This window comes from Succinivibrio dextrinosolvens DSM 3072 (assembly GCF_900167015.1).
GTDB classification, from domain to species: domain Bacteria; phylum Pseudomonadota; class Gammaproteobacteria; order Enterobacterales; family Succinivibrionaceae; genus Succinivibrio; species Succinivibrio dextrinosolvens.
This window is the reverse complement of record NZ_FUXX01000002.1, coordinates 108,785-122,019: the sequence shown is the minus strand read 5'-3', so window position 1 is coordinate 122,019 and position 13,235 is coordinate 108,785. Positions and strand designations below refer to the sequence as shown.

The window sequence follows — 13,235 nt, the reverse complement described above, 5'->3', positions numbered from 1 at the left end:
ACATGCGTTTGAATGATGCACAGCAGGCGGCTGTTGACTATATCAGCGGTCCCTGCCTGGTTTTGGCCGGAGCAGGTTCGGGCAAGACCAGAGTTATTACCACCAAGATTGTTAAGCTTATCCACAGCTACAATATTCCGCCTCAGAATATCTGTGCGGTTACCTTCACCAATAAGGCTGCTGCCGAAATGCGTGAGCGTGTAAAAAAAGAACTTGGTAATGAAATAGCATCAAAAATCACCATCTCAACCTTCCACTCTTTGGGACTTACCATCCTTAAAAGTGAATATCTGGAGATGGGCCTGTCCAAAAACTTCACACTGTTCGATCAGTATGACTCTCTGAAGGTCATAAGAGATATCGTCCGCGAGAAATATTCACAGATACTGGTGGATAATTCAGAGAAGAGCGTGGTTGAGGAAATCGCCTCAATGATCAGCAACTGGAAAACAAATCTGCTGCGTCCAGAGGATATTGAAGATCGAACCATCCGCGTTGAAATCTACGACGATTATCAGGAATATCTTAAAGCATGCAATGCTGCCGACTTTGAAGATCTGATCTTTAAGACTACCCTTCTTCTTCGTGACAATGCAAAAGTCAGAGAGAAGTACACAAAACTCTTCAGATATGTGCTCGTAGATGAGTATCAGGATACCAATGAGACTCAGTATCAGCTTTTAAAATGCCTGACCTCCCACTACAAAACCTTCACCGTGGTTGGCGACGATGATCAGTCAATTTATGCATGGCGTGGAGCAAGACCTGAAAACATCAAGGTTCTGGCACATGAATTCCCTGATCTTAAGGTTATCAAGCTGGAGCAGAACTACCGTTCTACCTCCCACATTCTTAACTGTGCCAATACGCTGATTTCACATAACGATCATATCTTCAACAAAACTCTTTTCACCAATTCATCCGAGGGTGAAAAGGTAAAGATTATGGAACTTCGAACAGAGGCAGATGAGGCTGACAGAGTAGTACAGCTGATTCTGGCCCACCAGTTCAGAAACCATACAGAATGGAAGGACTATGCAGTTTTATACCGTTCAAACGGACAGTCAAAGATACTTGAAAAAGCATTTCACTCTGCAAGAATTCCATGCTTCATCTCTGGCGGTACAAGTTTCTTTGAACAGGTTGAAATCAAAGATATGCTCAGCTGGTGCCGGGTAATCTGCAATCCTTTTGATGACATGGCACTGCTTCGTGTTATCAATGTTCCAAGACGAGGAATCGGTGCAGAAACCATTAACTATCTGTTTACCAAGGCAAAAGAGACAGGTAAGTCGCTATATGAGACAGCACTGAATCCTAATATTGCTCAGGACATGATTCCAAGACAGAAAAAGTCCATGACTGAATTCATGGTACTTTTAACCAGGATGAGAACACTGATTCTGTCAAAAAAGGATCTGGAGCTTGCCGAGAATCTTGTGGATATCATCGGATATAACGCTTATATCAAGGCTAACACCGAAAGCAAGGTTGCCGTTGAAATCAAAACCAACAATATCAAACAGTTAATGACCTGGATTATCGATCTTATCCGCGGAAAAAAGAGCGGAGAGACTCTATCCTTTATTGAAGCTGTAGACAGACTTGGTCTTCGCGAGATGATGGACAGAAACAATGATGATCAGGACAATGATGCCGTACAGATGATGACCCTGCATGCCTCAAAAGGACTTGAATTTCCTTATGTTTTTCTTGTAGGAATGGAGGAAGGCTCCCTGCCTCACAAGAATTCTCTGCCATCAGATGAGAATCCTGATCTTGATAATGTTGATGAAGAGCGCCGTCTTGCCTATGTAGGAATTACAAGAGCAAGAAAGGAACTGACCATGCTTTTAGCCCGCGAAACCTCCTCAAGAAGAGGTATTCCGACAGCGATTTCTCCAAGCAGATTCCTGCGCGAACTGCCTTCAGCAGATATTGAGTATTATCCTCTGGGAGAATCTCCAGCCACCTCTGAAGAACAGTACAAGAGCGATTTTGATGAAGCCTTACGTCAGCTGGATGAAATACTATGAAGACCATTAACGTTGTTGCCGCCATTATCGTAAGTGAAGACAGAAAAATCTTTGCAACACAGAGAGGCTATGGAGATTACAAAGGCTGGTGGGAATTCCCTGGAGGAAAAATCGAGGAAGGAGAATCCAAAGAAGAAGCCTTAAAAAGAGAAATCCTCGAGGAGCTTGCCTGTCCTATCAGTGTTGATCGCTTCTTTGATTCTATCGACTATGACTATCCAAAATTCCATCTGCACATGGACTGCTTTTTATGTTCTCTTGAAGGTAAAGAGCCTTCTCTTGTAGAGCATATGTCTGCAAAATGGCTTTCCGTTTCAGAGCTTGACGATGTTAAATGGCTTGAGGCAGACCTCTCCATTATTGAAAAGCTCAAAAGAGAGCATTAAAAACTGCAGAATAAAAAAGGATGGAACCTTGCGATCCCATCCTAAGATATATTGAATTAATCTTTATAAATCAGTAACTAGTTGTTACCTACAGCAACAGACTTCATGTCTGACATATAGGCACGCAGCTTGCGGCCAACAATTTCAATTGGGTGATTGCGGATTGCATCGTTAACATTGATCAGTTCAACGTTATCAACACAGTTGTCACCTGACAGAGTCTCACCGAATACATCCAGCTTCTGACGGCTCATGAATTCCTTTAATAGAGGAATTGCTGCATTAGCGAACAGGTAGTTACCGTACTCAGCAGTATCAGAAATAACAACGTTCATCTCATACAGACGGCGACGAGCAATGGTATTTGCAATCAGAGGCAGCTCATGTAATGACTCATAGTATGCTGACTCAGGGTAAATGCCTGACTCAGTCATGGTCTCGAATGCAAGCTCAATACCAGCCTTACAGAAAGCAACCAGCAGAGTACCCTTGTCGAAGTATTCCTGCTCAGAAATCTTCTCATCGCATGCAGGAGCATTCTCGAATGCGCACTTAGCGTAGTTCTCTCTCCAGGTTAGAAGATTTACGTCATTGTTTGCCCAGTCTTCCATCATGATGCGTGAGAACTCACCGCTCTCAATGTCATCCATGTGCTTGCGGTATAGAGTCTTCATCAGAGACTTTAATTCCTCAGCTAAATGGAATGCCTTGATCTTTGCAGGATTTGACAGACGATCCATCATATTGGTGATACCGCCCTGCTTTAGAGCCTCACAGATGGTTTCCCAGCCGTACTGAAGAAGCTTACATGCATAAGCCTTGTCAGCGCCTAAAGCTACAGCGTGGTCGTAGCATAGAACGGTAGCAGCCTGAAGAACACCGCATAGAATGGTCTGCTCGCCCATCAGATCAGACTTAACCTCAGCTACGAATGATGAACGTAGACAGCCAGCCTTGTGACCACCGGTACCAGCAGCCCATGCCTTTGCATAATCCCAGCCTTCGCCGTTTGGATCGTTTTCTGGATGAACAGCAAGAAGGGTTGGAACACCGAATCCACGACGGAACTCCTCGCGAACCTCGGTACCAGGTGACTTAGGAGCAACCATAACAACGGTAAGATCCTTACGAACCTGCATACCTAACTCAATCATATTAAAACCGTGTGAGTAACCTAGGCATGCGCCAGACTTCATAAGTGGCTGAACTGCATTAACAACAGCCTCATGCTGCTTATCTGGAGTCAGGTTGATTACAAGATCAGCGGTTGGGATCAGCTCGTCATAGGTACCAACCTTGAAGCCGTTCTCAGTTGCTCTCTTGAAAGAGGCTCTCTTCTCGTCGATTGCTGACTGACGTAAAGCGTAGCTTACATCAAGACCAGAATCTCTCAGGTTTAAACCCTGATTTAAACCCTGAGCACCACAACCGATAATTACAATCTTCTTACCCTTTAAAAAATTACAACCATCGGCAAACTCACTGCGATCCATCAGCTCACAGCAGCCTAGCTGTGCTAACTTTTCGCGTAAATTCAATGTATTAAAATAATTGAAATTAGCCATGTTTAGACCTATACCATAGAAAAGAAAAAAACTAAAAAACTAAAAAACTAAAAAAAAACTAAACCTTGCGGTATATGCTTTTAATCATAGCAGAAATTTTATAAAATGGAATACGATTTATTTTATATTGCAATTTTTGCAATATAGGACATGTTTCAGGAAAAGATTATCGTGATTGATTTAAAAGATGCTGCGGCTTTTTTAAGGCTCTGTGAGACTTCAAACCTCACCAGAACAGCTACACTGTGTGATGTCAGCCCATCTACCTTAAGCAGAACCTTGAACAAACTTGAGGCAAAACTGAATACAAAACTGTGTATCCGTGACAAGAAAGGAATCTTTATTACCGAAGCCGGACACAAGTTTGAGGAATTCGCAAGAAAGACTCTTAATGCATATGCTGAACTTGAGCATGACCTGAACGGAAATATGCAGACAGCCAGCGGAATCGTTAAGATATTCTGCTCTGTTACCGCATCCTATCTGTTTATTCCAAGACTGCTTAACGAGCTTCATCTGACAGCCCCAAATCTTGAGATCAAACTGGAAACAGGTGATCCTGCAGAAGCACTGCAGAAGCTTGAAGATCCTGATACTGACTTTGTAATCAGCGCTCTTCCAAATGAAATCCCAGATAACATCAGATATGTCGATCTGGTAACTTTCCCTCTGATTCTGATTGCACCAAAAAAGCCACGCTTTTCATCAGAATGTGATTTCTCCTCAGGAGATCTTTCAGGTGTGCCTTTTGTAATGCCTGAAAAGGGACAGCTACGCTATGAGGTTGAGAAATTCTTCCAGACACTGGAAGTTCCTCCTCACATCTACTCTGAGATTTCAGGTCATGAGGCAATCGTATCCATTACTGCACTTGGTTTTGGCATCTCGGTTGTACCAAGACTTGTCTATGACATCTCTCCATTCAAGAATGATGTAGTGGTGATCAAGGAACTGCCTTGGTCCAATTTCCGTGTAGCACTCTGCTCACTAAAGAACAGAGCAAAGAATCCAAACATCAAAATAGTGCATGATCTGGCAAAAAGACTGGCACCAAGTTTCAGCCCTGATCTGACCCGTCGCAGAAACGATCTTGGAATTATGTAGAGGATTCAGTTAGAAAAGAATCTGCTCTTATGGCAAAAAAGAATAATGGAAACAGCTTTTTTATCTGAGGCAACGATAGTCCTCAAAAAAAATTTTCTTAAACATACAACTTTTATGAAAAATTTTTCAAAAAAGCTATAATAGCTAAAGCGATTCGATCTGATACCTATATATAGGTTCAGATTACAAAGATTATAAATTTCCAATAAAAGGAGAATACAGCATGTTTTACGGTATCAATCCTACCCAAACTGAAGCATGGAAAAAATTAACCGCTCATTTTGAAGCAACCAAAGGCCGCACTATCAAAGAGTTATTCGAAAAGGATCCAAACCGCTTTGACAAATACTCTCTAACCATCGCCAATGGTGATATCGTTGCTGACTACTCTAAGAACATCATCGATGAGACCACTTTAAATCTTCTGTTCGAACTTGCTCGTGAGACCAAGTTATCAGAGAACATCGAGGCTATGTTCCAGGGCGAGATTATCAACCGCACTGAGGGTCGTGCTGTTCTTCACACCGCTTTAAGAAACTTCTCAGGCAAGAGCGTAATGGTTGACGGCAAAGATGTAATGCCAGACGTTAAGGCTGTTCTTGCTAAGATGAAGGATTTCTGCCACAAGGTTATCTCTGGCGAGTGGAAAGGTTACACCGGTAAGGAAATCACTGACGTTGTTAACATCGGTATCGGTGGTTCAGACCTTGGCCCTGTTATGATTACCGAGGCTTTAACTCCATATCACTCAAGACTGAAGGCTCACTTCGTTTCAAACATTGATGCTACCCACATCGCTGAGGTATGCAAGAAGTGCGATCCTGAGACCACTCTGTTCCTGATCGCATCTAAGACCTTCACCACCTTAGAGACCATGACCAATGCTCATACTGCACGTAACTGGTTCCTGAAGAAGGCTAAGGATGAGAAGTTCATCGCAAAGCACTTCGTTGCTCTTTCAACCAATGTTAAGGGCTGCGTAGAGTTCGGTATCGATCCTAACAACATGTTTGAGTTCTGGGACTGGGTTGGCGGCCGTTATTCATCATGGTCAGCAATCGGTCTGTCAGTTGCTTTAGCATGTGGCTTTGAAAACTTCGAAGAGTTCCTAAAGGGCGGCTACGAGTATGACTGCCACTTCAGAGAGGCTCCACTTGAGAAGAACCTGTCAGTTATCCTTGCTTTAATCGGAATCTGGTACAACAACTTCTACAAGTACTCAACAGAAGCAATTCTTCCATACGATCAGTACATGAGCCGTTTCCCAGCTTACTTCCAGCAGGGCAATATGGAATCTAACGGTAAATACGTAGACAGAAACGGTAACAAGGTTGATTACGAAACCGGCCCTATCATCTGGGGTGAGCCAGGCACCAACGGCCAGCACGCTTTCTACCAGTTAATCCATCAGGGCACCAAGGTTATCCCTTGTGACTTCATTGCTCCAGCACGCAGCCACAACCCAATCGGTGATCACCATGTAAAACTGATTTCTAACTTCTTCGCTCAGACCGAGGCTCTTGCATTCGGTAAGTCACGCGAGACTGTTGTTGCAGAGTTCGAGGCTAAGGGCAAGAAAGAGAGCGAGTACAAGGATGTTGTTCCATTCAAGGTATTCGAAGGCAACCGTCCAACCAACTCATTCCTGGTTAAGGAAATCACTCCTCGTACCCTAGGTATGCTGGTTGCTATGTACGAGCACAAGATCTTCGTTCAGGGTTCAATCTGGAACATCTACTCATTCGACCAGTTCGGTGTTGAGTTAGGTAAGCAGCTTGCATTAAAGATTATCCCAGAGCTGGAGAACTCAGATGAAATCACATCTCACGACAGCTCAACCAATGGTTTAATCAATGCATTCAAGAAGATGAAGTAATCTTCTGATTAACCATTAAGAAATACAACAAACCGTTATTAATCCTATGGACTAATAACGGTTTTTTCTTTGAGGAACACCTTTTGCTTCCAATATCTTCTGTTAAGGAGTCCCTAATAGTATTTCTTTGCTATTTCATATAGTTCTCTTATTTTAGGATTCTTCTCAAGCAGCTCATCATGCAGAGGAAGTACCTTTTCTCTGAAAGCATTCACATCAACATTGATGAAATTTACTCCCATTGTCTTTGCCTGTTCCTTTGCTGCATTGATTCTGTATTTCCATTCTCTGAATTCAACTCTCTGAGCCTCCATTGCAGCCTCTTTGAAGACGGCATACTCCTCATCGCTTAAAGATTTGAGAAAATCCCTTGAGCCGATAAGCAGATCCGGGATCATCTGATGACCGTCATAGGAGTAATACTTACAGAGTTCACCGTGTTTCTGGTCGACAAGAACAAGTTCATTGTTTTCAGCACCATCAATAACATCATGTTTAAGAGCCTGATAGACATCGGAAAACTTCATAATGTAGTCATTGGCACCAAAAGCCTCCATCATCAGACTGTTGGTTCTGCCAGTCTGTACACGGATTACCTTATCCTTCAGATCATCAACAGAATAAATCGGGAATTTTGCATAAAAGTTACGGGTACCTGCAGTAAAGGCTGCCAGAGGAACAAAGCCCTCCTTATCAGAATTCTTTCCAAGTTCCTTTAACACCTCAGGATCACTGATAAACTTCTCGTATACATCCTCTGAATTGAATAGGTATGGAATTGAGAAAATCGCATAGCTTTTTGCCAGATTCTCAATATTGGAGGAGGAAATCGCCATAAACTGAATAGAGTTTATCTTTACAAGCTCGAAAACTCTCTCATTTGAACCGGACAGACCGTTTGGATAAATCTGAATCTCATATTTATCGTCAATATTGTTCTCAATATGATTCTTGAATGCCAGAAATGCCTTATGTTCAGGATGTGTTTCCACATGGGTATGGGCAATGGTTATGGTGGTTCTTGCCTGAGCAGAAACAGAAAGCGCCAGGGCTGACAGCACACAGACAGAAATCGTGATCATTTTTTTCAGATTCATAATTTCAGTTCTCTCTGACAAATTATTTACTGAGGCAATACTAAAAGTATAGATTCGATCAAAAGTTTAACAGTCTATAATGCTCACAAAATCAGGCATAAAAATCGATTTTCTGCATAAAAAACAGTTTTTTTGTGCAGAAGTTGAATCCGGGAATAAATGTAAAACATGAGCGTCATAATCAAAAATTAAAAACAGCGGAAAACAAAAGTAGGTCATAGCCATTTTGAATGGTAGAATAATCTGCTGAAGAGATTAGAAATATACAGCCTATGATTGAAAAAGAATTAACTTATGTCCCCCTCCATGTTCACTCCTGTTATTCAATTAACGACGGACTTCAGAACGTTGGAGACATCGTAAAGAAAGCATCTAAGTTCAATATTCCTGCAATTGCTGTAACAGACTACAACAATATGGCCGGATTCGTCCGCTTCTATAATGCATGTTACGGTGCGGGAATTAAACCAATCATGGGAGCAGATCTTCAGGTAAGAGAAAACACCAAGCCAGGTGATCCTGAAGTAATCTTTACAGTTACCCTTCTTGCCATGAACCGTCAGGGCAAACAGAATCTTTATGACATTCTGTCTGATGCCTGGGTTAATACAGGCTCTCCTGATATTGCAGATGTTGTCTGCACAGTTGATGATCTATGGAAATACTCTGAAGGTCTTATAATTCTGAACGGTTTCAGAGGAGATATTGGCGCATTTTTAAGAGCGGATGAGAAGAACAAGCTAAAAGAACGCCTTGATCTTTATAAGAAATATTACGGTGACAGATTCTGTTTTGAAATCACCAGAACAGGTCGAGAAGGCGAAGGACAGTTTGAGAAAGCAGCCTTAGACTTCTGTCTTGAATACGGATTCTTCCCTGTTGCCACCAACGATACCAGATTCCTTCTTGGTCCTGACGAAATTCCAAAGGATGGACTTAGCGACTACTATGTACATGATATTCGTGTTTCCATTCAGCAGGGCTGTCAGAAAGGTTCACGAGAGAATGCCAGAACCTATTCACCTCAGCAGTACATGAGATCACCAGAGGAGATGGCAGAACTTTTCTCAGATCTTCCTGAAGCAATCATCAACACCAGACGTATTGCAGAACGCTGTAACGTCGAGATTGAGCTTGATGTACCTCGCCTTCCAAGATATGACACAGGCGAATTATCAACAGCAGACTGTCTTAGAATGAAAGCTCACGAGGGACTTGAGAAAAGACTTGAGTTCCTGTTCCCTGATGAGAAGGAGCGTGAGGAAAAACGTCCGATTTACGAGAAGCGTCTGGAAACCGAGCTGGACGTTATCATCACCATGGATTTCCCTGGCTACTTCCTAATCGTGATGGAATTTATTCAGTGGTCCAAGGCGCACGGTGTTCCTGTGGGACCAGGACGTGGTTCAGGCGGCGGTTCACTTGTAGCCTATGCGCTTACAATTACAGACTTTGATCCTCTGCGCTTTGATCTGCTGTTCGAAAGATTCCTGAACCCGGAGCGTGTTTCAATGCCTGACTTCGACGTTGACTTCTGTCAGCGTAAGAGACAGATGACACTGCAGCACGTGGTAGATCACTACGGTCGTAATGCGGTATCTCAGATTGCAGCCTTCGGTACTCTGGCACCTAAAGCTGCTATTCAGGGTGTTGGCAGAGCCATCGGTGTACCTTTAGGACAGGTGCGCCGTGTCGCAGCTCTGATTCCTGAAACTCCAGGTACTACCTTCAAGGCCTGTTTCGGTATTGATAAGAAAGGCAATCCATGTGAATCTGTATCTCCAGATTTTCTTGAATTCTATAATCGCGCCAAAGCCAATGACGATAAGGAATCCATCGAGCTTATCGATGTATCCGTAAGACTTGAGGGCGTAATCAGAAGTATCGGTAAGCACGCAGCTGGTGTGGTTATCTCACCTACCAGAATTGCTGAGTTTGCCCCTCTAATGCTCGATTCTGACGGTCGACCTATTACTCAGTACGATAAAAAGGACGTTGAGCACGCCGGTCTGGTTAAGTTCGACTTCTTAGGTCTGACCACTCTTACCATTATTGACGATGCCAAGGAAATGATTGATGCAAAGCTTGCCCGTCAGGGAAAGCCTCCAATCAATATCGCAGCAATTCCTTATGAGGATGAGGCATCCTACAAGATGATTCAGGAGACGGAAACCACAGCGGTATTCCAGCTTGAATCCACCGGTATGCGTAAGCTTATCGGAAAAATGCAGCCTGACCGCTTTGATGATCTTGTGGCTCTTGTGGCTCTATACCGACCAGGTCCGTTAAACTCAGGAATGGTTGATCACTTCGTTGATCGTAAACACGGTACCGAACCTGTAAGCTACCCTCTTCCAGAGGCACAGGATCTTGATTTAAAACCAATTCTTGATTCCACCTACGGCGTTATTGTGTACCAGGAGCAGGTTATGCAGATTGCTCAGGTACTTGCAGGTTACTCTCTAGGTGGTGCGGATATTCTTCGTCGTGCGATGGGTAAAAAGATCCCTGCCGAAATGGCTGCCCAGCGTGACGTTTTCAACCGAGGCTGTCAAAAGAAAGGTAAAGATCTGAAAATCATGGGACAGATCTTCGACCAGGTGGAAATGTTCGCGGCATACGGCTTCAACAAGTCTCACTCAGCTGCCTATGCACTGGTTGCATGGTGGACACTGTATCTGAAGGTTCATTACCCTGCTGAATTCCTGGCAGCGATGATGACAGCAGACTGTATGAAGACCGAAAAACTGATTGCCTATATCGGTGAGTGTCACCGTCTTGGAGTTGATGTAAATCCTCCGGATGTTAATATCGGTAAATTCCGTTTCGGAGTTGATCTTGACGGTAATGTAATCTACGGCTTCTCTGCCATCAAGGGAATCGGAGAGAGACTGGTTGATCATATCGTTGAGGAACGTGAGGCTCACGGCAAGTTCTCAGACTTCTTTGACTTTGTATACAGAGTAGGAACCAACTTCCTGTCAAAGGGAACTCTGGAGGCACTTGTAAAGAGTGGTGCTTTAGACAGCATCGGACCTAACCGAGCACAGATGCTGGCTTCGATTCCTACAGCAATCAAGTATGCATCTCAGAAATCAGACAATATGGCTACAGGTCAGATGGATCTGTTTGCAGCTTTGGATGATCAGAACGTTAAACCTAACTATGTACTTGTTCGCAACTGGTCAGACAAGGTTCGACTATTCCATGAAAAGGCTCTTTTAGGTCTATATCTTTCAGGCCATCCAATAGATGGATACAAGGCCGAACTGGTTAAATACTGTGGAGATACCACCCTGAACAACATGCTGCCAGGAACACCTGACAGTCCTAATCATGTAGTTATCGGTGGTGTAGTTATCGGAGCCAGCGCCATGCCTTCAAAGAAGGATCCAACCAAAAAGTTCTACATCATCACTCTGGATGATGGAACCGCAACCTTCGAAACACTGCTCTTTGGCAAGAATGCCGACAAGATGACAAGAATCCTTGAAGAAATCGAAGAGAGAAAGGAACTTAAAAAGAAGACTACCCCTAAGGGGGAGGATATCCCAACTCCTCTGATTCTGGTTTTAGACGGCTGGCTGACCATGGATCCTGAGAACGGCTCAACCAGAATGAGAATCTCCAGCTTTGATACACTCGAGACTCTGCGCATGCATCGAGCTAACAGATTAACTCTGAATTTCACCAGTCATGTACTGAATGAAAACATTTCCTTCATTGATGAAATCCTGATGAGAAACAAGCTTGATGTCAAGGAAGTCAATGCGAAGAAGAAAATGGCCGATAATCCTGACGATGTAATCTCAGGATGTTCGTTAAGGATGATTATCGACAACAAGCTGATTCAGCTTCGAGACGATAAATACAGATTCCTGCCTTCAGATGATCTGGTTGAAGGAATCCGTGATATGGCAGGTGTAGACAGCGTTAAGATCGCCTACTAGCTTCTGCTGCGAAAGGTATAGAGAATTTCAGGGGTCTTGGTTTTTACAAGCTTTGAATCCCTGAAAATGTAGAACTCACACTCTTCACCTGAGCATGAGCTGTAGGATAGAAAGGCAGCGCCATCATTATCAAGAACACTGTCCAGTCTTATAATGTTGACCTCGGTTCTATCAGGAACAGAGAAATAATCAAAAGTTTTCTTTTCTATATCAGCATCAATTGAACTGATATCCACCAGACCTCTTCCAGAAGTCTTGATTAGACACTCTCGCAGTGTCCAAAGAGCGGTGAAAAGATAAAGCTGCTTATCTTCATCGAGCTTCTCAAAGTATTCATATTCCCCTTCAGAGAGGATTCTTTTCTTCAGCCCCTCAATATTACGACGAGGCTTGATGTACTCAACATCAATGCCAAGATCACTCTCTCCTATGGCAAGACAGATAAGCTTTGAGCTGTGAGAGATGTTGAAGAATGGATAGCGGCTTTCGACAAATACAGGTTTTCCATGAGACAGAGTTGTAATCTCTGGAAGATATTTCTGTGAGTAGAATACAGACAGACTCTCCTGCAGAACAGCTCTTCCGCCTAAAAAGCTTTTCTGTCTGTTCTGAGAGAATGAAGATGCAAAGTCGTGCCACTCCTTTTTGAGGATATTACTGTGGGCATAGGCATCTTCAATTGTGGAGAGAATAATCTTCATGTGAAGTTCTACTCTTTATCGTTAACTTTCAGATTATCAAACAGGTGAGGATTTGCACTTTCGCTCTTAGTATCTGAAAGTTTATTTTCAGAAGCATCTTCACCGTTTCCTGATACTTCTGAGGATTCAGAGTGTTCTGTCTTGTCCTTTGAATCAGACCCAAATTTCTGTCTGATAAATACCATTATTTTACTAGTAACAAAATACCAGATAACAAGGCATGCAGCACCTGCGATACAACCAGCCACAAAAAGGTTAGCTGACTGATTTACATGGAAAAGATCCATAACAGGAGCCAGAGATTTCGGCATAACAATAGCGGACCACAGAGGAACATTTCCAAGACACAGTGAAATGATACCGAATTTAGTCTTGGATGGAATAAATACAGCGATAAAACTCAGGATGCAGAAGGCAATTCCTAGACCAGAAAAAAAAGTTTGAGTTGCTTCAATACTAATCATAATCGTTAAAAACTGCTAAAATACACGCGACTAATTTTACCAAAATAGGAACACAA

At 43.0% G+C, this 13,235-nt stretch carries 9 protein-coding genes; 5 read left to right on the top strand and 4 right to left on the bottom strand.

Features of this window, described 5'->3' with window-relative positions; genetic code table 11:
* Positions 1 to 2: 2 nt before the first annotated feature.
* Together B5D46_RS01245 and B5D46_RS01240 are read left to right on the top strand one after the other, a co-directional pair.
* Positions 3 to 2,036 carry a UvrD-helicase domain-containing protein gene (locus B5D46_RS01245; protein ID WP_078927871.1) on the top strand — a complete coding sequence of 678 codons (2,034 nt, stop codon included), beginning with the start codon at positions 3 to 5 and terminating at the stop codon, positions 2,034 to 2,036.
* Entirely contained in the window at positions 2,033 to 2,422 is a 390-nt protein-coding gene (locus B5D46_RS01240) for a (deoxy)nucleoside triphosphate pyrophosphohydrolase (RefSeq protein WP_078927870.1), read from the top strand. Before B5D46_RS01245 ends, B5D46_RS01240 begins: the two co-directional genes overlap by 4 nt.
* A gap of 77 nt (positions 2,423 to 2,499) precedes the next feature.
* On the opposite strand, the gene ilvC is transcribed toward B5D46_RS01240, so the two are convergent.
* Positions 2,500 to 3,987: a ketol-acid reductoisomerase gene (ilvC, locus tag B5D46_RS01235; RefSeq protein ID WP_078927869.1), complete on the bottom strand. Its 1,488-nt coding sequence runs from the start codon at positions 3,985 to 3,987 to the stop codon at positions 2,500 to 2,502.
* 171 nt (positions 3,988 to 4,158) lie between these two features.
* Here ilvC and ilvY point away from each other — a divergent pair, with 171 nt between their 5' ends.
* Both ilvY and pgi read left to right on the top strand, forming a co-directional pair.
* Positions 4,159 to 5,091, top strand: coding sequence for an HTH-type transcriptional activator IlvY (gene ilvY / locus B5D46_RS01230; protein WP_159442987.1), 933 nt, complete (start codon positions 4,159 to 4,161; stop codon positions 5,089 to 5,091).
* A gap of 223 nt (positions 5,092 to 5,314) precedes the next feature.
* Positions 5,315 to 6,967 (top strand): glucose-6-phosphate isomerase, encoded by a 1,653-nt coding sequence (gene pgi, locus B5D46_RS01225; protein WP_078927867.1) that lies wholly within the window; start codon positions 5,315 to 5,317, stop codon positions 6,965 to 6,967.
* Between the two features lie 113 nt (positions 6,968 to 7,080).
* Here pgi and dctP read toward each other — a convergent pair whose 3' ends face one another.
* Positions 7,081 to 8,064: a TRAP transporter substrate-binding protein DctP gene (gene dctP / locus B5D46_RS01220; RefSeq protein WP_078927866.1), complete on the bottom strand. Its 984-nt coding sequence runs from the start codon at positions 8,062 to 8,064 to the stop codon at positions 7,081 to 7,083.
* Between the two features lie 272 nt (positions 8,065 to 8,336).
* Here dctP and dnaE point away from each other — a divergent pair, with 272 nt between their 5' ends.
* A complete protein-coding gene (gene dnaE / locus B5D46_RS01215) occupies positions 8,337 to 12,014 on the top strand; it encodes a DNA polymerase III subunit alpha (RefSeq protein WP_078927865.1) in 3,678 nt (1,225 codons plus the stop codon).
* Here dnaE and B5D46_RS01210 read toward each other — a convergent pair.
* A complete protein-coding gene (locus B5D46_RS01210; RefSeq protein WP_078927864.1) occupies positions 12,011 to 12,715 on the bottom strand; it encodes a 4'-phosphopantetheinyl transferase family protein in 705 nt (234 codons plus the stop codon). The genes dnaE and B5D46_RS01210 overlap by 4 nt on opposite strands.
* An 8-nt stretch (positions 12,716 to 12,723) precedes the next feature.
* Positions 12,724 to 13,179, bottom strand: coding sequence for a hypothetical protein (locus tag B5D46_RS01205; RefSeq protein WP_078927863.1), 456 nt, complete (start codon positions 13,177 to 13,179; stop codon positions 12,724 to 12,726).
* Between the last annotated feature and the right edge of the window lie 56 nt (positions 13,180 to 13,235).